17 protein-coding genes and 2 pseudogenes are annotated in these 23,053 nt (G+C 61.1%); 8 read left to right on the plus strand and 11 right to left on the minus strand.

All coding sequences use genetic code 11. The features are described from left to right. The 3 genes from mksF to mksB all read right to left on the minus strand — a co-directional run. Positions 1-2,822, minus strand: a 2,822-nt coding sequence (gene mksF / locus M9827_RS16030; protein WP_250606161.1) for an Mks condensin complex protein MksF, incomplete at its 3' end; no start/stop codon positions are given. Next, the gene (gene mksE / locus M9827_RS16035; RefSeq protein ID WP_166221109.1) at positions 2,819-3,520 is read right to left on the minus strand and encodes an Mks condensin complex protein MksE; all 702 of its coding nucleotides are present in this window, start codon (positions 3,518-3,520) and stop codon (positions 2,819-2,821) included. The genes mksF and mksE, both read right to left, overlap by 4 nt. Continuing rightward, positions 3,510-4,787, minus strand: coding sequence for an Mks condensin complex protein MksB (mksB, locus tag M9827_RS16040; RefSeq protein ID WP_250606162.1), 1,278 nt, complete (start codon positions 4,785-4,787; stop codon positions 3,510-3,512). The genes mksE and mksB overlap by 11 nt, the downstream gene beginning before the upstream one ends. Before the next feature lie 218 nt (positions 4,788-5,005). Here mksB and M9827_RS16045 point away from each other — a divergent pair, with 218 nt between their 5' ends. Further along, positions 5,006-5,755: an energy transducer TonB gene (locus tag M9827_RS16045; RefSeq protein WP_250606386.1), complete on the plus strand. Its 750-nt coding sequence runs from the start codon at positions 5,006-5,008 to the stop codon at positions 5,753-5,755. After that, a complete protein-coding gene (gene rimI / locus M9827_RS16050; protein WP_007978046.1) occupies positions 5,748-6,200 on the plus strand; it encodes a ribosomal protein S18-alanine N-acetyltransferase in 453 nt (150 codons plus the stop codon). Before M9827_RS16045 ends, rimI begins: the two co-directional genes overlap by 8 nt. 114 nt (positions 6,201-6,314) lie before the next feature. Here the strand turns inward: rimI and M9827_RS16055 are convergent, their stop codons facing one another. Then, positions 6,315-6,719 (minus strand): serine kinase/phosphatase, encoded by a 405-nt coding sequence (locus M9827_RS16055; RefSeq protein ID WP_123589259.1) that lies wholly within the window; start codon positions 6,717-6,719, stop codon positions 6,315-6,317. A gap of 141 nt (positions 6,720-6,860) precedes the next feature. Here M9827_RS16055 and can point away from each other — a divergent pair, with 141 nt between their 5' ends. Continuing rightward, positions 6,861-7,505 (plus strand): carbonate dehydratase, encoded by a 645-nt coding sequence (can, locus tag M9827_RS16060; RefSeq protein ID WP_003228196.1) that lies wholly within the window; start codon positions 6,861-6,863, stop codon positions 7,503-7,505. A gap of 9 nt (positions 7,506-7,514) precedes the next feature. Here can and M9827_RS16065 read toward each other — a convergent pair whose 3' ends face one another. The 6 genes from M9827_RS16065 to M9827_RS16090 form a co-directional block, all read right to left on the minus strand. Continuing rightward, on the minus strand, positions 7,515-8,039 hold the full coding sequence (locus tag M9827_RS16065) for an SET domain-containing protein-lysine N-methyltransferase (protein ID WP_250606163.1): 525 nt from the start codon (positions 8,037-8,039) through the stop codon (positions 7,515-7,517). Positions 8,040-8,219: 180 nt separating this feature from the next. After that, positions 8,220-9,392, minus strand: coding sequence for a hypothetical protein (locus tag M9827_RS16070; protein WP_250606164.1), 1,173 nt, complete (start codon positions 9,390-9,392; stop codon positions 8,220-8,222). Positions 9,393-9,511: 119 nt separating this feature from the next. Continuing rightward, a complete protein-coding gene (locus tag M9827_RS16075; protein ID WP_250606165.1) occupies positions 9,512-11,206 on the minus strand; it encodes an acid phosphatase in 1,695 nt (564 codons plus the stop codon). A gap of 98 nt (positions 11,207-11,304) precedes the next feature. Next, positions 11,305-13,032, minus strand: a complete 1,728-nt coding sequence (locus tag M9827_RS16080) for a J domain-containing protein (protein ID WP_250606166.1) — start codon at positions 13,030-13,032, stop codon at positions 11,305-11,307. Positions 13,033-13,043: 11 nt separating this feature from the next. Beyond that, positions 13,044-14,741: a molecular chaperone HscC gene (locus M9827_RS16085; RefSeq protein ID WP_250606167.1), complete on the minus strand. Its 1,698-nt coding sequence runs from the start codon at positions 14,739-14,741 to the stop codon at positions 13,044-13,046. 190 nt (positions 14,742-14,931) lie between these two features. Next, entirely contained in the window at positions 14,932-16,350 is a 1,419-nt protein-coding gene (locus M9827_RS16090) for a short-chain fatty acid transporter (RefSeq protein WP_250606168.1), read from the minus strand. Positions 16,351-16,699: 349 nt separating this feature from the next. On the opposite strand from M9827_RS16090, the gene M9827_RS16095 reads away from it, so the two are divergent. The 5 genes and pseudogenes from M9827_RS16095 to M9827_RS16110 all read left to right on the plus strand — a co-directional run bounded on the left by M9827_RS16095 (position 16,700) and on the right by M9827_RS16110 (position 20,936). Next, complete coding sequence (locus M9827_RS16095; protein WP_250606169.1) at positions 16,700-18,013, plus strand: MFS transporter; 1,314 nt, start codon at positions 16,700-16,702, stop codon at positions 18,011-18,013. 206 nt (positions 18,014-18,219) lie between these two features. Next, positions 18,220-18,906: pseudogene (locus M9827_RS27980) on the plus strand (PAS domain-containing protein); the annotation flags it as partial. Positions 18,907-19,008: 102 nt separating this feature from the next. Then, a pseudogene (locus M9827_RS27985) lies at positions 19,009-19,446 on the plus strand (methyl-accepting chemotaxis protein); the annotation flags it as partial. A 183-nt stretch (positions 19,447-19,629) separates the two neighbouring features. Further along, positions 19,630-20,229, plus strand: coding sequence for a flavin reductase family protein (locus M9827_RS16105; protein WP_250606171.1), 600 nt, complete (start codon positions 19,630-19,632; stop codon positions 20,227-20,229). A 74-nt stretch (positions 20,230-20,303) separates the two neighbouring features. After that, complete coding sequence (locus tag M9827_RS16110) at positions 20,304-20,936, plus strand: LysE family translocator (protein WP_250606172.1); 633 nt, start codon at positions 20,304-20,306, stop codon at positions 20,934-20,936. 81 nt (positions 20,937-21,017) lie between these two features. Here the strand turns inward: M9827_RS16110 and ggt are convergent, their stop codons facing one another. Beyond that, on the minus strand, positions 21,018-22,850 hold the full coding sequence (gene ggt / locus M9827_RS16115) for a gamma-glutamyltransferase (RefSeq protein WP_250606173.1): 1,833 nt from the start codon (positions 22,848-22,850) through the stop codon (positions 21,018-21,020). Between the last annotated feature and the right edge of the window lie 203 nt (positions 22,851-23,053).

Consider the following 23,053-nt stretch of genomic DNA (forward strand, 5'->3'; position numbering starts at 1 on the left):
GGTTCATCTGCTTCAACGTTCAGCGTCGCCTTCACCACATCATGGCGACGGATGTACTTCCAGTCCGCCTCATCGATGTAGATGCCCGCCGGGCCGCTACCGCCTTCCAGGTCGATCGCGACACTGGCGCAGACCTGCGGCTTCACACTCGCCAGAATCGGCACGAAGCCCAGTTGCAGACTGGTTTCCAGCAGCGCTGCCTGGTTCTTCTCGTCGATGTCCGCTGCTTCATCGAGGTAGTACGGCAGACGCACACGGCCGGCCAGATCGCGATCCATCAAGTGCAGCAACAAATACATGTTGGTCAGCGCCTTGATGGTCATGGTCGTACCGTTGGACGCCGCGCCGTCAATGTCGGTATGAATCACCGGCTGACCGTTGACCTTGGTGATCTCGAACGCCAGTTCGAACAAATCCTTGAGGCCGAGCTGGTTGTGGTTAGCCGCCACCAGCCGCGCGAGGTATTCCTTGGCCTCTTCGTTCTTGTTGTCCTGCTCGGCGCTCTGGCTCAGGTCAAACACCGACAGGGTTTCGCCTTCTTCGTACTGACCGGCGCTGTGGATGATCTGGTCGATGTGCTTGAGCGCTTCCTTGTTCGGCGCGAGGACGATGCGGAAGCTCTGCAGGTTGGAGACCTGACGCTTGTTGATTTCGCGGTTGAACAGCGCCAATTGATGCTCGAGGCTGTCGTAGTCGCTGCGGATGTTACGCAGGGTCCGGGCGATGTCGGTGACTGCCGCACGACGGGCCTTGCCCAGCGTCAGCGCCTCATCGGTACGGTGTGCGTAAGCGTTGATCAGCAACGACAGACGGCGTTCCATATCGTCTTCGCTGTCGAACTTGGCCACGCCTTTCAGACGCACCTGCGCGTACAGCGCTTCAATCTGACCGTCGGCACGCAGCAGGCCCTGCCAGCTGTCCTGATAGTCGTTGAGCAGCGGCAGCAGGTTGTCCATGGAATCGTCGACCGGATCCATGAACGGCGTACCGAACGGCAGATCCGCCGGCAGCAACTGACGACGGCGCAGCGCGTCGTCGAGGGTGCGCTGTTTGGCTTCCATATCCGCGATCTGGCGGCCGACCAGTTGTAGCTTGGCGGACAGTTGCTGGACGCGCTCGGTGAACGCATCGCTGGAGCGCTTGAGTTCATCCTGAGCGGCTTCCATCTGCGCCAGTTGCTCGAGCTTGTCGCCTTCTTCGGCACTCAGCGTCTGGGTGCGCCGGAAGTCTTCCAGGGCTTTCTGCGCGTCCAGCACCTGCTGGTACAGCGCCTCGGTCTGGGTCTTGCTCGCGGCGCGGTCAGCGGCCACGGCTTGTTGGGTTTTCAGCTGCTTGAGCTCTTTTTCCAGACGCTCTTTCTGATCGCGTAACGCGGCACGGTCAGCCAGTGCCTGCAATGCCGGCGGCTCGATGTGCGAGATGTCGATGGACAGGCCCGGCACTTCGAAGCGCTCGCCTTTGAAGCCATCGAGAATCAGTTCAACCGATTTGACCCACTCGCCTTCCTCGTCGAGGGTGATGCCGTGTTCGCCCAGCGGCAGGCTGAACAACGCGCTATTGAACAGGCGCATCAAACGCTCGACGTCCTGTTGCGAGAACTCTTCGCGCAGGCGGGCGTAGCTGTTGTTGTCGGCGTGATCGAGTTGCTGCTTCACCGACTTCAGGCGTTTTTCCAGATCGCGCAGACGCTCTTCCAGATCTTCGGCACTGAACTGGCGGGATTGTGCCAAGGCGCCGGCCAGTTCGTCGTGAGCGTCTTTGGCTGCGAGCAGTTGTTGCTCAAGCACTTTGACGTCATCGACCAGGGCGAAGCGGTTTTTCAATACCGACAACTCGCCGAGCCAGCGCTGGATGCCGGAAATTTCCCGCTCCAGGCGCATCAGTTCCTGAGTGCCACCGCGTTGATCATTTTGCAGATCGTCCTGCTCGCGACGGTAGTGCTCGGCCTGAATGGTCAGCTCTTCCTTGCGCGCATTGGCGTAGTCCGACCAGGTACCGAGCAGCGAATCGAGCAGCGGCGACAGGCGATGCAGTTTGCCGCGCAGCACGTCGCGCTGTTTCACGCCATTGGCCAAGGCCTCAACCAACGGGCCGGCAGCGACCAGTGAGTTGTAGTCCTGCTCCATGCGGCGTACGTCGCGGAAGGCTTCTTCGCACGCGGCGATGTAATCGACGCTGCCGGAACGCAGGCTGTGCTCGAACGCATCGAGGAACAGCTGCTTGAGTTTGGCTGCCGTGATTTCGCGCATGTGCAACAGGTTGATGAACAGCGCGCGGAAGGTCTTCAGGCTCTGCTCGCTGGTGGAGCGCAGCGGGATCAGGGTCAGATCCAGCGGGATCGAGGTGTGGCCGCCAACCAGCAAGCGGCGCAGTTCGTCCGGCTTGAGTTCGTAGGCTTTCAGGCCTTCTTTCTCAAGGTTGCTGAACAGCTCTTTCTGACGCAGGCAGGTGTCGTTCTTCTGGTAATGCGCGAGATCGAGCTTGCCAGCGTAGGCAAAGAACTGGTGACCGAAACCACCGCCCGGGCCGCGACCGACCACGCCGATCACGTGCGGGCCGTGGGGCAGGTTCACTTCGACGAGGATGTAGCTGGTGTCGGAGGCGAAGTAGAAGCGCCGCGATTGTTCGAGGCTGTACTTGCCGAAGCTCATGTCCGACATGCGCGCCAGAATCGGGAACTGCAAGGCGTTGATCGACGCCGATTTACCGAGGTTGTTCGCGCCGTAGACCGACAGCGGTTCTTCCAGCGGGAACAGACCGAGGCTGTAACCGGCGGTGTTCAAAAGGGCAAAGCGGCGGATGCCGTAGCGTTCCTGGCTCATGCGTCGGACTCCTGTTCTTCGGCAATGGCGCGGGCCAGTGCGTCTTCTTCGCTCTCTTCTTCAAATTCGGAAAGATCGAGCGGGTCGTCGGTTTCGAGGAATTTGGCTTCGGCCGCTTCGTCGATCAGCACCGGTGCCGGCAGCGGCAGAACGCTGTGCACGCTGGCCGCCAGATCACGGTCCTGCTGCACCGACAGGCACACGTCGAGGAAACGGTGCATCGGCGGGAGGAAGCGGTACACGCCGTTTTCTTCACCGGCAAAACCGAGCTGGGTCATGCGGCGCATGATTTTTTCTTCCAGTTCTTCGACGGTCTGCACTTCGGCCTGGATGAACAGGTCGCGGTACTTCTCCAGCAGCGATGGCAACTCTTCGCGGCCGAGGCTGCCGCCATCGAGCACGGCGATCGGGTCGCGGCCCTGATCGGCCAGGTGCTCGACGAGGATGAAGGTGAACAGCGCCAGACGCTGGGCGGTCTTGTTCACCGCCGCCGCGGCCATGTCCGGCACGAAGTAGTAGAAACCACGGGTGTCGCAGACCAGTTCAAAGCCCAGCGCCTTGAACAGCGTGCGGTACTGATCCTGGAAGTTCGACAGTTGCGCGTACAGCTCCGGGTCGCGGCGGCTGACGTGGTAACCCTTGAACAGCTCGCGGAAGATCGGCGCTAGTTGCGACAGTTCGGAAAGATCAAGATGCATTGGATGTGCTCGCGGAATTCTCGGCGGCGGTATCGCTGGCCGAGAGCAGGGCGAAGGAGCGCAGGCTGACCTGGTGCTCGTGAGTGTGGTATTCGCGGCGTTCCAGACGCTCACGCTTGAAGCGTTTTTCCCGCGACAGGCGCGAGAACCAGTAGAGCAATTCGTCGGTGGCGCCGTCCGGTTCCTGCTCCAGCAGCCAGGTCATCAGATCCGGCATCGGCAGGGCTTCTTCGCAACGGTCGACCATCTCGCGCACGGTGCGTGGCGCGCGCGGGGCTTCGCCTTTCTGGGTCTTGTGCGCCTTGGGGAAGCGCGCCGGTTTCGGCTCGAAACGTGCCAACGCATAGACGTAGGCTTCGACCTGACTGGCGCTGCCGAGGAAGGTGCTTTGCGGCCGGGTGAACAGCGGCATCGCCGCTTGCGGCACGGCATCGATGCCTTTACGCCGAATGGCGGCCAGAGCCAGCGCCGCGCCACGGGTCACGGCGTTGTGCCGGCGCGCTTCTTCACGCAGCGGCAGCAGCAGTTCGCGGGCGTGACGCAACGTCAGTTGGGCGCTGGTCTGCATTTCGAGGATGCGCGCGTGGGTGCGCAACAGCATGTCGTCATCGACCAGATGGCCGAGGCGCTGCTGTTCGCTGAGCATCTTCAGCAACACGGTTTCGACCTTGCGCACGCCTTGTTCGAAGGCGCCGTCGGCGTTCACCAGATCGATCATCGGCTCGACGTATTCGTCCCACGTCGCCAGTACTTCGGCGTAACGCTGACGCAATGGAATCTGCCGATCGCTGGTCTTCGCGCGCTCGGCCACGGCGACCAGGGCCTGTTCGTCGTTGTCGAGCTTCTTCAGCACGTCACGCACACGCATGTCGAGCAGGCGCAACTGGCGGGCGAGGTCGTGGCCGTCGCGGACTTCGAAAGCGTCCTGAATGTAACCGGCCAGACGTTCGAGGTGACGCAGATAAGCTTCGATTTCCAGGCACAGGCCCAAGCGGTGTTCACGCCGCAGGTACGCGAGGAAATCGTGGATCTGTGCGTTCAGCTCGAAACGGTTCGGGCTTTTCGCCACCGGAATCAGGATATCGAGGCGAATCCACACGTCGAGCAGGCTGGTGATGTCCTGCGGCGTGCTGTCCAGTTGTTGGGCGGCCAGTTGCGAGCGCAGTTCGTTGAGGCTCAATGTGCCTTGGTCGAAGTGCTCACACAGTGGCTCAAGCAGTGCCCAGTGTTCAGCGAGGGCGCGCAAGACGCGCTTGGGTTCGATCATCGGAATGCCCGGCTGGTTGGCAATGAAAAGCGGCGATTGTACTGCATCACGAAGGATGCGATTCACTCTCGGGACGGACTGTCGCTTTCTTTAGATCAAGTCTATCGATCAACAACGGGCGATCTTGAGCGAACGGCGGTAGAATCAGCGCACTTTAGTTATCCACAAGTGGCCGACCCTTGCTTATCGAGTCCCGCCGCCGCGCCTATTTGAACGCCATGCAGGTGGTCAATTGGCTGCCGCGCACCGAATTGCCCTTTGCCGCACCGTCACGGCCCGAGCTGCTGGATATGCCCGAGCCTGAGGTGGAGGCGCCGGTGGTGCCCGCGCCGCAGGCCGAAGCGCCGGTGCAAACGGTTGCCGCTCGTCCGGTCGAACGGCCGAAAATCGAAGTCCCGCGGCCGTCGTTGGCGAGCACCCGCAACGGTGCCAAACCGGTGGAAGTGGTCGATGACACACCGGTCGTCGCCAAACCGGCACCGGTGCCGCCGCCGCGTTTCGCCCTGCAACTGTTGCGCGCCGGGCGTTGCCTGCTGCTGGTCGAGTTACCCACAGGTGAAGCCTTCCAGAGCCGCGATCCGGCCTATCTGTTGCTCAAAGACATGCTGCGCGCCGCCGGTCTGCCGGATGCGCCGCAGATTGTCGGCGAGCCGGTGCGCTGGCCGTGGCTCAATCGCGGCACCATGGATCAAGGCCCGGAGGCGGCGCGCGATTTCGTCCAGGGTTTCCTTTCCGTGCAAATGGAAGCCGCGCCGTGCGCCTGCCTGTGGCTGATCGGTCTGCCGGCGGTGCGTTTTGCCGGTGAAGCGGACGCCGAAGCATTCAATCGTGAATTGCAGATCGAAGGTCTGGGCGCGGCCTGGGCCATTCCCGGTCTGGAATTGTTAATGGAAGAGCCACAACGCAAGGCCGCTGTGTGGCAAGCCATGCGTCGGCTGATGGCGCGCTGGAAAGAATCGAATGAGTGACGCTGTATCGTTCCGCCCGATGACCGAGGCGGATCTGGAAACCGTGCTGAAAATCGAGTACGCCGCTTACAGCCACCCGTGGACCCGGGGGATTTTTCTCGACGGCTTGGGCAAATACCAGATCTGGCTGATGTTCGAAGGCCAGCAGCAGGTGGGGCACGGGGTGGTGCAGATCATTCTGGATGAGGCACACCTGCTCAACATTACCGTCAAACCGGAAAATCAGGGGCGTGGCCTGGGGCTGACGTTGCTGGAGCATCTGATGTCGATTGCCTACAAGGCTGACGCTCGGGAATGCTTTCTGGAAGTGCGTGACAGCAATACGGCGGCGTTCAAGTTATACGAGCGCTATGGCTTCAACGAGATTGGCCGGCGTCGGGATTATTATCCGGCGGTGGGCGGACGTGAAGATGCCGTGGTCATGGCTTGCACCCTGGTTGACTGATTAACTGCAGGAGCTGCCGAAGGCTGCGATCCTTTGATTTTGCTTCTGCTGTTACGAAACAAGATCAAAAGATCGCAGCCTTCGGCAGCTCCTACAGAGTTTCAGCTCAAGTGATTAGCGATTGCCATCCAGCGGATCGCGCCGCGCCAGTTCCGCCTCATCCAGCCCGTTGCCACCGCCAATATCATCTTCATCAACAATGCTCAGGTCCCAATCGGCCTGATTGCCTTCCCCGGCCTCTTCGGCATCCCGTGCGCCATCTTCATGAATCAGCGTTTCCGGGCTCAGGTCATCGTCGGTGGGTTCATGGTCGGCGGTCGATGCGCCGGTAAACCCGGCCTCGCGCACCCGCTCGTTCGGCATCAACTGCTCGCGTTCACGTTCCGGGATTTCATCACCGATTTTCGCGCTGGGTTCGTCTTCGTCGAAATCCAGCTCATGCACCGAACCCATGCGGTCTTCGTTATCATCGATCGGTTCCGGTTGCACCGCGTCAAAAGGGCGTCGTGAATCAGTCATGGCAAATCCTCATACTGTGGGCCTTACTAAGGTGGACTCATCGGGCACACGAGAATTCCCACGAAATCACTTGCGATTCTGGCGTGACCCCGACCGGCGGTCGTCTGTCAAAGCAGCGCATCTTTCTTGAGGCCTTACAGCATGCACGACTTACAAGACCTGATTGATAACAACGAGCGTTGGGCTGACGCGATCACCAAGGAAGACCCGGATTTCTTCGCCAAACTGGCGCGCCAGCAAACGCCGGAATATCTGTGGATCGGCTGTTCCGACGCACGCGTGCCGGCCAACGAGATCGTCGGCATGCTGCCGGGCGATCTGTTCGTGCACCGCAACGTCGCCAACGTGGTGCTGCACACCGACCTCAATTGCCTGTCGGTGATCCAGTACGCGGTCGATGTGCTCAAGGTTAAACACATTCTCGTCACCGGCCACTACGGCTGCGGCGGTGTGCGCGCGTCGATGCAGGATCGCCAGTTCGGCCTGATCGACGGCTGGCTGCGCTCGATCCGCGATCTGTACTACGAAAAGCGCGAAGAGCTGGCCAAGTTGCCGACCGAAGAAGAGCAGGTCGATCGTCTCTGCGAACTCAACGTGGTCCAGCAAGTGGCCAACGTCGCGCACACCAGCATCATCCAGAACGCCTGGCATCGCGGGCAGAGCCTGTCGATCCACGGCTGCATCTACGGCATCAAGGATGGCCGCTGGAAAAGCCTGAACACCACCATCAGCGGTTTCGAGCAATTGCCGCCGCAATACCGTTTGCGTCCGGTTGGCGCGTTGTAACGAACGCTTTCAACGCAAACCCGAGTGCCGCCAGCGCTGTAGAAAGTGGTAGCCCTCGATGCTGGGTGGTTCGTCGTAACCGGTGATCCACCCTCGGCAGCGTTTGGCCCCGCAGCCGCAGGCAAACTGATGCAGCAGTTTGTCTTCGGTGGCGGCGTAGTCCATGGTCAGCCGCTCCCCCCTGTGGATATCTTTCAACGCCCACAACCACAGCTCGCTCATGTCGAGGAATACGTTGGGGTCGCACGCGTGTTCGATCAAGCCGCAAAAGCGCGGATCGTAAATGTGGATGCCCGTCAGCATTTGTCGGGTCTGTCGGCAGCGATAGGGCAGTAGTTGTCCGGACACCCGGCACATCCGGCGACTTTGTAAAAACTCACGCCGCGCCGCGACCGCCACAGGGCTGCCGTGCGCATCGTGGATGATTTCGAAATCGGCCCTGGCAGGGAACCCCAGGCGCACGGGCAAACCGGCGAAGGGGTAAATACCTTCAGTATCGCGTGGCGCCGATTGCGTCATGGCATGGATGTTCATAACAGTCCTTGTCGCAAAGATTTTGCGACTTCCTTGGGGTGACGTCCTGTCATTGCTGCAACACGTCTATTTGGATCCAATCGTGTCGTATTAGGTATAGCCGGTCTACTGTCAGATCTGACAGGCGATTTAGACGCTTTCCCGCGTCAGCATTGGCTGACACGGGAGCGCTTCAAGCGATTACAGGTGCGGGGCGGGAACGGCGGTGGCAGGCAGCGGTGCCTGCAATTGCTTCAGTTGGGCCTTGATCGGGGTGGTCGCGCACTTGGCGACGGCCTGCTCCGGGGTCAGGTTGCGGATCGAGGTGTAGAACAATTCGCAGGTTTTGACTTTCTGCGTCACCTGCCACGTCTGCGTGCAACTGTTGAGGGTGGCCTGCGCATCGCTGCCCGGTTTGCTGCCCATGCCCGCTTGCCAGCAGGCCGCGCTCAAATCCTGACCCATGACTTTCAGACCCGCAGCATCAGCCTTGGCCTGTGCGTCGTCGCCGGTGTAGCTCTTCGGGTCAGCGGCGTACCAGATGTAACTCGGGTGGTTGGAACCCAGCACCGGCACGTTCACGCCTTCGCTCGGGCTGATGGTCGCCAGGCCCAGGACATTCACGGTGGGCCCGTATTGCTGCTTGATCCAGTTACGCACCGGCGCGCCAAACGCGACCATCGGCAGCGTTGCGCCGCTGGCGGTCTGGCTGAACTGTTTGACCAGGGTGGTCTGGTAGTCCTTGAAGTAGTCATACACGCCTTCCAGATCACTGCCGGCGTTGGACGGCGCAGCGATGGGGGCGATGTCGATAATGGTCTGGAACGCTGGCGTCTGGTCAGCAGGAATGCCGTTGTCGGTCAGCAGCGTCGCCCAGCGATCGGTGGTGTTCGAACGCAGATAATCCTGCGCCTGGGTCAGCGAGTAATCCGGCGGGAAGTGCAGCAGCTCGACACTTTTACGGTTTTCCAGCGCCATGCCCAGCGGCAGAAACAGGTACCAGCTGTAAGCCCATTTGCCATCGGCATTGAGTTTGCTCGCACCGGTGTAGGCCAGATCTCCGGCGTCCAGCAGCGCCGACAGCGGTTTGTCGTAATCCTTTGGCACGCCAGTGATCTCAGCGTAGAGCTGGCCGTTGTCGGTCTTGACCAGCACTTTGGCATCGGCATAACCATCGCGTTGCACGCTCTGGCTGAGGTAATGGGCGACGGTCTGTTCCAGCGTCCAGTTGCGGAAGCAGATCACGCTGCAATTGTTGGGGTAAGCGAAGAGGCGGGTGACGCGTTCGCTGCTGCCCAGTTTCAGATCGACATCGGCGTGGGCGGCTGCGCTCAGTGTGAGCGCGGCGAGGGTGAGTCCTGCGAGTTTGAACATGCTCAGATCCTTTTCAGCGTGGGTTCCCCGCGTGTCGGGGGCGCCTCATAGTGGATCAGCCGCGTTTGACAGAGAAGCCATCATTGGCAGATTTTTGCGCAAACTCGCAGGGCTGGTTTTCAGGCCGGAAAATGCAGGGCATTGGTCAAATCGCCCATGGGTTGCTGGCCCCGGGCAACCATCGCCTCGTCACGTTGCTTGAGACCGTCGAGGGTTTCCAACTGGAAGACTCGGGTGATCAACCGCAGAATCGATGCCGTGTCGTAGACCGTGTGATCAACCGTGCCCTTGCGCGCAAACGGCGACACCACCAGCGCCGGCACTCGTGAGCCTGGCCCCCAACGATCGCCCTTGGGCGGTGCGACGTGATCCCACCAGCCGCCGTTCTCGTCGACCGTGACGATCACCACCATGTTTTGCCACTGCGGACTTTCGCGCAGCACCTTCAGCGCACGCACGATATGCCGGTCACCGGAGGCCACATCGGCGTAACCGGCGTGCATGTTCAGGTTGCCTTGGGGTTTGTAGAAACTCACCGCCGGCAGCTTGCCCGCCTCGGCATCGGCGAAGAACTTGTTTGTGCTCGACTCATCCCCCAGCCCGGCATCGCGCAGGCGTTTATTGCGCTCGTCGGGGTTCTCCGGGCCTTGCTGCTTGAAGTAGTTGAACGGCTGATGGTGATACTGAAAGTTGGGGATTTTCGGAATGCCGGCGGAATCCTTGTATTGCTCCAGCGTCGCCTGCCACGCGCCGGCATACCACGCCCAATCAATGTGCTTTTTCGACAACTTGTCGCCGATGTGTTCGTGGGTCTGCGGCACCATCACGTTGGGCAGATCCGCTTTCGAATAAGCCGGGCGCTCAGGGTCGCGAATCCACGTCGGCCAGTAGGGCGGGGCGAGGGTGTTGACGCCGAAGCCGTCCGGGGTCAAAGCACTCGGGCCGAACTGTGGCGGGCCGCTCATCGCGCTGGCCGGCGATTGCTCCAACGGCTTGAGGCGCGGGTCGCTCGGATCATCGCTTTGCAGCGCGGCGATCTGCGATTTGGCCACGGAATTGGCGGCGTCAGGATAGAACGGCGCGGTGGCGCTGATCAGGTATTGGTGGTTGAGAAACGAGCCACCGAAAGCGCCCTGGAAGAAGTTGTCGCACAGCACAAACTCCTGAGCGACGTCCCACAGACGCAGGGAATAACGGCTCTGGGCGTAATGGCCCATGGTCAAGCCGCCGGAGTCGGCCCAGGCGACGAAGCCATCGTTCTTGCCGCCATTGATCTGCATCTGGTTCTGATAGAACACGTGCCACAAGTCGCGGGTGACCAGACCGAACGGCAAGTCCTCGCCATTCGGGCCTTTGAGGGCGAACGGTGCGTTGGGCAGGTTTTCCTGAAACTGCGTGGCGCTGGGGTAGGTCACGCCATCGACGGTTTGCGGGCCGATCTGCAGGACGCCGCCCCAGACGGGCGGCAGGGTTTGCAGCAGCGAGCCGTCGCGATCGCGTTGTTGATAGTCGGCGGGTTTGAGCGCGGCCAGCGGCTGTTCGACACCGGGGAAATCACCGAACAGGTTATTGAAACTGCGGTTCTCGGCGTAGATCACCACCACGGTTTTCACTTGATCGCGCAGGGCCTTGTCCAGCTCGGCGGGCGTCAGAGGGCGCTCGGCCGGTTTGCCCGGTTGATCACCGGCGGTGCCACACCCGGCCAGTGTGGCACCGACACCGAGCACCGCGACGCCGCCGAGGAAGCGGCGGCGACTGGTGTCGGTAGGTTGATTGGATTCAGCTGCGTCAGTGCTGTCTGTGTCGTCTTTCATCGTTCAGCCCGTTTCGCTTAATTGTTTCAGTATGTTTCGGGCGGACGCTAGCAAGGCAATGTGACGGTTGGGTGACAGAGCGTTTTGTCGTTGCGCTCCTAGCCGGGCATGAACTGGGTGAGCGAAAAGCCGAGCCTGCCGGCCGCTGTCATGGCGGTCATGACCAGCAGAAAGAACAATTGCAGCGGACTGAAGTGCGCCCAGTGCAGCGCCGTCAGCCAAGGACGGCGCTGGCTCAGTTCCGGATCGAGCGAGCCGATACGGCGTTTGTGCATCAGCCCGATCAGGAGCGTGCCGACATAAGTGAGCGCCCCCAGCGGCCCGAGCAGCAGCGAAAACAGCAGCACCATCACCCCTTGCGGTACTCCGTGGCGTATCACCAGCCAGCGCGTGTCAGGGTTCCATTTGCGTGGAATCAGCCATTCGGTGAGCCACAGATCCGGCACGATGACATAGGACGTGAGCACCACCCACCAACTCAGGGCAAAGCGGAAAAACCAGACCGGCACACAGGCAAATATCATTGGAATGAAGATGAGGTGCATGGCCGTTTTTTCTTGCGAGGGCAGATGTTGCAGGAACAGCGCCAAGGCAATGGCCGCCCACACACGTACCCAGGTTTCGGCAGCGATGGGCCGTGGAAAAAAACGCCGCCAGTAAAAAACATCGGCGTAGGGCAAACGTGCGAGCAACTCGGGGAAGCGCCACGTGAGTTTTTCCGACAAGTCATGGCAGGCCTGCCATTCATTCTGGCCAAAGCCGTCGATGATCTTCTTCTGCTGCAAAGGCTTGAGCGGGTTGATCAACAGATGCGCCGCCTGAACGTCGGCCGCCCACGTGCGGTCACTTTCCGCCTTGGCGCGCAGATTGTCGTAGAAGCTTTCCTGGTCGCAGCGTTCGATCAAGGCGTCCCAGAGCCAGTCCGGCTGCGGGTGCAGGCCTTTGTTGTGATCCCAGCCGAACAACTGGCCGATGCGGTCGAACAGCGGCACGCTCCACTCAGTGTCATTGAGCAAGTGCAAAAGGGTTTGCTGCCATTGTTCGCGGTGATCGAAAACCTGCAGCCACGGTTGAGCGCTGTAGCGTTTGAGCACGTTGAGAAATTCGCGTTCGTTCTGGCTTTCGAGCATCGCCTGCAAGGCGTTTCGATAATCGGCCATCAGGCTTTCGCCGAGCCGGTCGCGCTGATGTTCATTGATCAGCACGTCCTGCCACGGCCCCAACCATCCAAGTTGCTCGACGGCCCAGTGCAGCACCGGAGCGCGCAGTTGTGGCTGTTCAAAACACAGTTGCAGCAACAGCCTTTCGAAAGCCTTGGCGCAGCCTTGCTGTTGCGCCTGATCCCAACGCTCGTCGAGATTTTCTGGCGATAGCCCCTCAAGCAGTTGCCGTGCGGCCTGCGCTTCAAGCACATACGCTTCTGTGTCCGGGGCCGGCGTCAGTGGCTCGACACGTAAAGCATCATCCTTCGCTGGCGGCGCAAAAGGCTCAGGGGCTGCCGGGCCGACGGGTGGAACGTCGAGAGCGGCAAAATCCCACGGCTGGTTTTGCGGGTGGCTGTGTTTGTTTGCCAGCGCAGCATCGAACGCCAGTGCGGCAAAAGTGCTGGAGGCCGTGGCCACGGCGACGTCTTCTTCGTCCGCAGGCTCAGCGTTTTCAAGGCGCCACCGGGCAATCGCCAGCGCTTGTTCGTAGGCTTCGCGCAAGCGCTGGAAACCTTCGGCATCCTCATCGGGGCGGAAGGTTTTCAGCAGGCGCGCATAGGCGCGCTTGATGTCGCGGGCGTCGGCGTCATCGTGCAGGTGCAGCACCGACCAGCAATCCATGGCCAGGCTCCTTATTGCCACGGGGTGCGATCAAGTTCGTTCAGGCGGCGGCTCAAGTCGGTGCGCACTTCACGGATCTGGCGCTCGTCCTGAGAGTCGAGCGCGATCTGGAATTGCTTGGCCCAATCGCCCATCAGATCACGCAGATCGCCCAGACTTTCCTGATAGAGACGCTCCAGACGGGCACTCAACAGCGTGTTGACCTGTTGCTCGCGCGGATGAATCTTCAGCTGCGCAAGGTTTGCCAGGCGCTGCTGGATCTCTTCGGGCGAGAGCACGCCCGGATTATTCTCGATGACCAGCGAATGCTGCTGCCCGGTCAGAGGGATTTTCACCTGGGCTTCGAGCAGGCCGTTGTTGTCGTAGGTGAAACGCACATCAAGGGCAACTTCGCCGGCCTTGCGTTTCGGCACCTTGATGTCCAGCTCGCCGAGCGCCACGTTGTCTTTGACCAGGCGGCTTTCGCCCTGAAAGATCCGCACGACCACCTGTTCCTGATTGTCGTGCAGGGTGTACACGGTCTTGACCCGACTGACCGGGACGATGCTGTTGCGCTCGATGATCGGCAGGTAGTGGCCGCTCTCATAGTTGCGGCCGACCTGGGTGGAGGTCTCGATGCCCAGCGTGTAGGAGCAGACATCGGTCAGCACCACTTCTTCCAGCGCTGCGGCGCGAGCCTTGAGTGCCGCTTGAATCGCCGCGCCCTGGGCCACGACCTGATCGGGATCCAGAGTGATCGACGGAAAGCGGCCGAACAACCCGGCGGCAAGTTTGCGCACCAGCGGCATGCGCGTGGTGCCGCCGACCAACAGAATCTCGTCCAGATCGCTGACGCGGATGCGCGCATCGCGCAGGGCTCGTTCAATCGGCGCGCGCAGGCGCTCGAGCAGCGGCATGTACAGCGTCGCCAGCTGTTGCTGGGTGATGGTTTGCGTCCACTGCCGCTCACCGAGCTGCAAGCGGAATTCGGCGCTGTCGTCCTGACCCAGTGCCTTGCGCACACGCTCGGCCTCGCGACGCAGCGGCTGGATGACGCTGCTGCGCTCAGGGAAATCGGCGGCCGAGCGGTGCTGGCTGATGAAGTGCTCCAGCAGCACCGTGTCGAAGTCTTCGCCACCGAGGAAGTTGTCACCGGCGCTGGCGCGCACTTCCATGACCCCTTCGAACAGCTCCAGAATCGACACGTCAAACGTGCCACCACCGAGGTCGAAGACCAGGAACGAGGTTTCCTTGTCGCGCTGGTGCAGTCCATAGGCGAGGGCGGCGGCGGTCGGTTCGTTGATCAGCTTCTCGACCTTCAGCCCGGCCAGTTCGCCGGCGATGCGCGTGGCTTTGCGTTGCGCGTCGCTGAAGTAGGCCGGGACGCTGATCACCGCTTCGGTGACGGTTTCGCCGAACGCGCGCTCGACGTCTTCTTTCAGGCTTTTGAGCACCAGCGCAGACAGTTCTTCCGGGCGAAACGCCTTGTCGGCCAGATAAATTTCCGTGGCGCTGCCCATGTGGCGCTTGAACAGCGACGCGGTCAGGCGCGGATGCGTGTGCAGACGCTCGCGCGCCGCCTGACCCACCAGAATCCGGCCTTGATCATCCAGACCGACTACGCTCGGTGTCAGGAACTGGCCCAGGGCATTGGGCACCAACTCGGTGGCATCGCCACGCCAGACGGCGACCAGGCTGTTGGTGGTTCCCAGGTCAATCCCTACGATCATTGCAACGAACTCCCTTTGCGCTTGGTAAAAAATGGAAACATTTATGGGCGCGCAGAATATTACCGAGGGAGCGATGCGGTAAAGCAGGATGATGGCTCTGAGCCATTATTTGCGACAGGCAGCCCGACACAGGGCTGTTTCAGGAGAAAAGTGTGGGGCGCGGCCATCATGACTGCGCCCCCGCTTTGGGTTAAGGCATCACTGGCGGTGTATACGCCAGCGTCGTCCCCAACGCCCACAGCAACAGCAGCACCAGCGGCGTGTGCACCAGCAGTTGCACGAAAGAGAAACCGATCAGATCCCGTGCCTTCAACCCGAGTACGCCGAGCAGCGGCAGCATGTAGAACGGGTTGATCAGGTTCGGCAGCGCTTCGGCCGCGTTGTAGATCTGCACCGCCCAGCCGAGGTGGTATTGCAGATCATTGGCGACCTGCATCACGTACGGCGCCTCGATGATCCACTTGCCGCCACCGGACGGGATGAAGAAACCGAGAATTGCCGAATACACGCCCATCAACAGCGCATAAGTGTCGTGGGAGGCGATGCTGACGAAGAACGTCGAAATGTGATGCGCCAGGGTTTGCGCGTCGGTGCCTTTGACCGTGGTCATCAGCGCAGCAATCGAGCCGTACAGCGGGAACTGGATCAACACGCCGGTGGTGGTCGGCACCGCCCGGGCCACGGCATCGAGGAAGCTGCGCGGGCGCCAGTGCAGCAATGCGCCGAGCATGATGAACAGGAAGTTGTAGGTATTGAGGCCGGAAATCGCAGTGATCGCCGGTTTGCTCGAGAACTCGTGAAACAGCCATCCCGCCGCCAACAGCACCAACACGATGATCAGCAGCGGACTGTGTTCCAGCCATTCACCCGGACGGGTACGCGGTTGCAGCGGTGGCAGGTTGAAGGCCGGGTCGATGCCACAGGCCTTGGCGTCGCGCGCCGAGTTCGGCCCGGGGGCGGTGGCGTAAGCGATGATGATCGAGATCACGATCAGCGCCAGCAGCATCACGCCGGACTGCCAGAGGAAAATCGTTTCGGTGAACGGAATCACCCCGGTGATCGACAGGATCGACGGCGGCAGGCTGGCGGGGTTGGCTTGTAACTGCGCAGCCGACGACGACAAACCCAGTGCCCACACCGCGCCAAGGCCCAGATAAGCCGCAGCACCGGCGGCGCGGTAATCCATTTTCAGATCGGTGCGGCGGGCGAGGGCGCGCACCAGCAAACCGCCGAACACCAGCGACAGGCCCCAGTTGAGCAGGGACGCGACCATCGAGATCAGCGCCACCCAGGCCACGGCGGAACGGCCGTTTTTCGGGATGCGTGCCAGACGATCAATCAGTTTCACGGCGGGTGGCGAGCTGGCGACTACATAGCCGCCGATCACCACGAAGGCCATTTGCATGGTGAACGGGATCAGACTCCAGAACCCGTCGCCGAACGCCATCGCGGCATCGGTGGGTTTCGCGCCCATGGTCAAAGTGGCCAAAGCAACGATGATCACCGCCAGCGCGGCGAATACCCAGGAGTCGGGAAACCAGCGTTCGGCAAAACTTGAACAGCGCAAGGCAAAGCGCGCAGAGCGGCTATCTTCGATATCAACGGCCACAGGGAGTACCTCGGATTTTTATGGTTATTGTGGTCCGCGGGAACGCTCGCCGATCTCGACAACACAGAGATCCGTGTGGGAGCGAGCCTGCTCGCGAAGAAGTCGGCACATTCAACATTGAAGTTGGCTGGGCTGACGCTTTCGCGAGCAGGCTCGCTCCCATATGGGTTCACGGCGGTTGGCCGGCGTTGGCGTGGTCCCGCTGGACAGGCATTAACAGTAATTCAACGGCCGACTCTTTGTGAGCCGCTTTTGCAAAACCGGGACTATGGTCTAACGGGTTGTCCATCCGCCCGTTTGCGTAGACCATGGGCGCCTTGGTTTTTTGCCTGATTCAGAGTTCTTTGCCATGACTGCCCAATCCCCGGCCAAACCCGCGCCGTTCAGCCGTTCCGACTACAAAACCCTCGGCCTTGCGGCCCTTGGCGGCGCGCTGGAAATCTACGATTTCATCATCTTCGTGTTCTTCGCCCTGACCCTCAGCCAGTTGTTCTTCCCACCGGAAATGCCCGAGTGGCTGCGTCTGCTGCAAAGCTTCGGGATCTTCGTCACCGGCTACCTGGCGCGGCCGTTGGGCGGAATTCTGATGGCGCATTTCGCTGACAAACTCGGGCGCAAGAAAGTCTTCAGCCTGAGCATCCTGATGATGGCGCTGCCGTGCCTGCTGATCGGGATCATGCCGACTTATGCCCAGATCGGTTATTTCGCGCCGTTGCTGTTGCTGGCGCTGCGCATCCTGCAGGGCGCGGCGGTTGGTGGTGAGGTGCCGAGCGCCTGGGTGTTCGTCGCCGAACACGCGCCGGCCGGCCATCGTGGTTACGCGTTGGGCTTTTTGCAGGCCGGGCTGACCTTCGGTTACCTGATCGGCGCGTTGACCGCGACGTTCCTCGCGCAAGTGTTCACCCCGGCGGAAATCCTCGATTACGCCTGGCGTTACCCGTTCCTGCTCGGCGGCGTGTTCGGTGTAGTCGGCGTTTACCTGCGCCGCTGGCTCAGCGAAACCCCGGTGTTCATGGCCATGGAAGCGCAGCGCGAGGCGCGGGTCGAACTGCCGCTGCGCACGGTGCTTCGCGAGCATCGATTGGCGATGCTGCCGGCGATGCTTTTGACCTGCGTGCTGACCTCGGCGGTGGTGGTATTCGTCGTCATCACCCCGACCATGATGCAGAAAACCTTCGGCATGACCGCCAGCCACACCTTCGCGCTCAGTGCATTGGGCATCGTGTTTCTCAATATCGGCTGCGTGATTGCCGGGTTGCTGGTCGATCGTTTCGGTGCGTGGCGCACGGTCATGCTCTATAGCCTGCTGCTGCCGCTGGGCATCGGCGTGCTTTACGGCTGCCTGATCAGCGGTGGCGAGTGGATTGGTATCGCGTATGCCATTGCCGGCCTGGCCTGCGGCGTGGTCGGCGCGGTGCCGTCGGTAATGGTCGGGTTGTTCCCGGCGCGTATCCGCGTGTCAGGCATTTCCTTCACCTACAACATTGCCTACGCCGCGTGGGCGAGTATCACACCACTGTTGCTGATCGGTCTGATGCCATGGAGCCCGTGGATCTGTGTGATGTTCTGCGCTGTGATGGGCGTGGTGGGGCTGTTGAGTGCCGCGTATTTCGGCTCGCGAATGCCACGCACAGGACAATGTCAGGTCGCCGGAACCGCCTGACAGCGTGCGCTCGAACTATTTTTGACCGGCGGGTCGCAAGCGCTCTTCAGAAATTTTTTTCAAGGCCGATGGCTAGGCTGTATCCCGCTTTCTATCCTGCCCATCGGTACTTTCCCATGTTCAACAAACGCCTGAAGCAAGAGCTGGCCACTCTTCGTGAAGAACTCTCCAGCCTTGTGCAAGTGAAGGAAAGCCTGGAAAGCGAGATGCTGGTGCTGAACCTTGAGCCCGACGGGCGCATTCAATCGGTCAACCAGAACTTCCTCACCGAGATGCTCTACAAGAGCCAGGACCTGATCGGGCGGGTGATTGAAGACATCGTCCCGGCTCATGTGAAGACCGACGAATTCCACCACCGTTTCAAAAACGCCATGACCCGCGGCGAGCATTTCGCCGGCGCCGTGCGCCTGTTGCGCGGCAACGGTGAGGAAGCGTGGCTGCGTTCCATCGTGCAACCGGTGCGGTCTTCGGACGGGCGGATCAAGCACATTTCGCTGTTCGCCAGCGACCTGACCCGCACCATCGAAGCCTCGCGTGAACACGAAAACCTGATCGGTGCGCTGGTGCGTTCCACCGCTGTAATCGAATTCGACCTCAACGGCAATGTGCTCAACGCCAACGACCGCTTCCTCAGCGGCATGGGTTACAGCCTGGCGCAGATCAAGGGCAAACATCACCGGATGTTCTGCACGCCGGAGGAATACAACAGCGCCGAGTACCAGAATTTCTGGCGACGTCTGAACAACGGCGAATTCGTGGCTAACCGCTTCAAGCGTGTCGACAGCCATGGCCGTACCGTGTGGCTGGAGGCGTCCTACAACCCGGTGGTCGATGCCAACGACAAACTGTACAAAGTGGTGAAGTTCGCTACGGTGATCACTGATCAGGTCAACCGCGAACAAGCCGTCGCCGACGCGGCGAGCATTGCCTACAGCACCTCGCAGCAAACCGACAGCACCGCCCAGCGCGGTACCACGGTGGTGACTGAAGCGGTCAACGTAATGCGAGATCTGTCGCGACACATGCAGGCTGCCGGCGAAGGCATTGAAGCGCTGAACGAGCAGTCGCAGGTGATCGGCACCATCGTCAAAACCATCAGCGGCATTGCCGAACAGACCAACCTGCTGGCGCTCAACGCCGCCATCGAAGCGGCCCGTGCCGGCGAGCAGGGCCGTGGTTTTGCGGTGGTGGCCGACGAGGTGCGACAACTAGCGTCGCGTACCAGTCAGGCGACTGAAGAAATCGTCACCGTGGTGCGGCAGAACCAGGAAATGGCACGCAATGCCGTGGCCCTGATGACCGACGGCAAGCTTCAGGCTGAACAAGGGCTGGCGCTGGCGGCAGAGGCGGGCACAGTGATTGTCGAGATTCAGGACGGTGCGCAGAAGGTCGTCAACGCAGTGGGCCAGTTTGCCAATCAACTCTCCCACTGACCTGCACACAACCTCTGTAGGAGCTGTCGAGTGAAACGAGGCTGCGATCTTTTGATCTTGACTCCGAGGATCAACATCAAGATCAAAAGATCGCAGCGTGCCGCAGCTCCTACAGAGTTTTCACCTGCCTGTATTTCGATGCTGGCGCTACAATCGGCTCCTTTTCCCCCGGAGCAGATCCCCATGAGCGATTCCCACCGCCGCCCGGTGCCCCTGAACAAAGCCTACCGTTTGCTCAACCACGGGCCGACCGTGCTGGTCAGCGCCGCCCATGATGGCAAGCGCAACATCATGGCCGCCGCCTGGGCAATGCCGCTGGATTTCGAACCGCCGAAAGTCGCCGTCGTCCTCGACAAATCCACCTGGACCCGCCAGTTGCTCGAAGCGTCCGGCACCTTCGTGCTCAATGTGCCGTGCGCCAATCAGGCCGACATCGTGCAAACCGTCGGTAATACGTCGGGCCTGGAAATCAGCCAGACCCAAGGGCAAGACAAGTTTCAGGCCTATGGCCTGCAGACCTTCGCCGGTGAACAAGTCGAAGCGCCGCTGCTTGACGGCTGCGTCGCCTGGCTGGAATGCCGTTTGCTCCCGGAGCCGCGCAATCACGAGCAATACGACCTGTTCCTCGCCGAAGTCATCGCCGCCCACGCCGATGAGCGCGTGTTCAGCGACGGGCGCTGGCATTTCGAGGGGCATGACGGCTTGCGCACCTTGCACCACGTGGCGGGTGGGCATTTCCTGAAGATTGGTGATGCGGTGGATGGCAAGACGCTCGCGGTCTGAATGGCCGCTGATGGCAAAACATTGCCGGATGTTGCAAGGTAGTGGGCATCGTCGAACCAATCAGGCGCATGCCCATGGATCTTTCCCTTTCGAGTTATCTGGCGCCGCTGCTGTCGCTGGCCCTGTTGTGGACAGTCGCGGTGGTCACGCCCGGTCCGAACTTCTTCAACATCGCGCAACTGGCGGTTAGCCGTTCTCGCCGCCATGGCGTTGTCGCGGCGCTCGGCGTTGCCAGCGGAACGGTGTTGTGGGGGCTGGCGGGCGGTCTGGGCATCCAGTCACTGTTCAGCGCGGCGCCAACGCTGTACCTGAGCTTCAAGATTGCCGGCGGCTGTTACCTGATCTACCTCGGGCTCAAGCAGTTCAAGCGCAAGGCGCCGATCGTCCCGGGCGCGCCCGATACCTCGGAGCAGACATTGCTCGGCGCTTACGGGCGGGGCTTTCTGGGCAACATGACCAATCCCAAGTCCGCACTGTTCGTCGCCACCATCTTCGCCACCGCCATGCCGGCTCATATCCCGCCACTGTTGCTGGTGCTGGCGGTGCTGACCATGGCGACGTTGTCGTTCAGCTGGTATTGCTGCGTGGCGCTGTTCTTCGCCAGTCGGCGGATTGCCGGTTTGTATGAGCGTTCGCGACAATGGCTGGATCGCTTGGCCGGTGGTTGTTATTTGCTGTTTGGGGCGCATCTGGTGGCTAATCGCTGAGCCGAGTGATCTCCCGAGTTAATCAGTTGCATGAAAAAAGGCCTACCTCTCGGTAAGCCTTTTTTGTTTTGCGTCCTAGCCTCAATTCCCTAACGCTTCGCCTTCACGCCGTGGATCCGCGCCACCCGCCAACGACGCCTTGCCCTGCGCATCCTTGACCCGCACGATGGCCTGGGTGCCGCTGGTCATGTCGATTTCATTCACCGCATGCCCTTTGTCTTTCAACGCCTGAATCAGCGCCGGGCTGAACTGGCCTTGTTCCAGTTCGGTCGGGCCGTTGCGGCTGCCGAAGTTGGGCAGGCTGATGGCGCTTTGCGGGTCGAGGTTCCAGTCGAGCAGGCCGACGGTGGTTTTCGCCACGTATTCGATGATTTGCGAACCGCCCGGCGAGCCGACTGTGGCGACGAATTCGCCGCTGTGGCGATCAAAGATCAGCGTTGGCGCCATCGACGAGCGCGGGCGTTTTAAGGGCTCAACGCGGTTGGCGACTTTCTGTCCGTTTTCTTCGGGGATGAACGAGAAGTCAGTCATCTGATTGTTCAGCAGAAAACCCTGAACCATCAGGTGCGAGCCGAACGCGGCTTCGATGGTGGTGGTCATCGACACCGCGCCACCAAGGTCATCCACCGCGACCACTTGCGAGGTGGAGATGCGCAGCGGCGAACGGTCCGGGGCGTAGGCCACTTGTACGCCCGGCGGTGTGCCCGGTTTGGCGCTGCCCATGCTGCGTTCGCCGATCAGGCTGGCGCGGCTGGCCAGATAACCCGGATCGACCAGGCCTTTGACCGGCACTGGCACGAAGTCGGTGTCGGCGACGTATTGCGCGCGGTCGGCGTAGGCCAGACGTTCGGCTTCGGCGATCAAATGCACAGCCTCTGGCGCCGGCTCTATGCCCGCCGGTTTATCGGTCTTCACCGGTTTCAGCGGCGTCAGCGAAAGACGTGGATCGCGGGTTTCCAGCGCCTGCAAGATGCCGAGAATCTGCGCCACGGCGATCCCGCCCGACGACGGTGGCGGCATGCCGCAAACCTGCCAGCGTTTGTAGTCGGTGCACAGCGGCGCGCGTTCCTTGGCCTGATAGCGCTGCAGATCGTTCAGCGACAGGCTGCCGGGGTTGGCGTGGCCCTGCACCTTGGCGACGATTTCTTCAGCAATCGGGCCTTTGTACAGCGCCTCGGCACCTTCGTTGGCGATGCGTTTGAGCACTGCAGCCAATGCCGGGTTTTGCAGACGCGTGCCGACGGCTTTGACGCTGCCATCGGCATTGAGGAAGTACTTGGCCATGTCGGGCGACTGGCGGATAACCGGGTCTGATGCCAGCAGCGAGTGCAAACGCGCAGAGATCGCAAAGCCTTGCTCGGACAGTTTGATCGCCGGTTCAAACAGCTTGGCCCAAGGCAGGCGACCGTGTTGTTTGTGCGCCATCTCCAGCGCACGCAGTACGCCCGGTGTACCGACTGAGCGACCGCCAATCTGTGCCTGCGGGAACGACATCGGCTGGCCATCGGCACGCAAGAACAGCTTCTCGGTAGCGCCGGCCGGTGCGGTTTCGCGACCGTCGTAGGTGCGAACCTGTTTGCCGTCCCACAACACGATCATCGCGCCGCCGCCGATCCCGGACGATTGCGGCTCAACCAGCGTCAACACCGCTTGCATCGCAATCGCCGCATCAATTGCCGAACCACCCTGACGCAGCATCTCGCGCCCGGCTTCAGCGGCCAGTGGATTGGCAGCGGCGGCCATGTGTTTGCTGGCGTGGCGGGTTTGCAGATCAGTGCGGTAACCGGAAGCGGCTTCCGGTGCCAGCGGAAGGGTCGAGGAGGGCGGGGCGTTGCACGCGGTGAGGGTCAGGGCGCTGATGATCAGCGCAAGGGCAGGCAGGCGAAAGCGGCTCAAGGGCAAGGCTGAAAACACGCGGGCTCTCCGTCCGTGGATAAAAAGTCTCAGGGACTTTATCGACCGCTCGGTCGCGACGCAAACCGGTGGGCATTTTTGTCTTTCTTTTCGGGGCGGATGTTCGCTACGGTCAGCGTCAAAGTCATCGAACTGAAATACGTCCCTGTGTGAGCGAGCCTGCTCGCGAATGCGGCATGTCAGGCAACCAAATGTTGGATGCA

The sequence above is a fragment of the Pseudomonas sp. AKS31 genome (assembly GCF_023634765.1).
Classification (GTDB): domain Bacteria; phylum Pseudomonadota; class Gammaproteobacteria; order Pseudomonadales; family Pseudomonadaceae; genus Aquipseudomonas.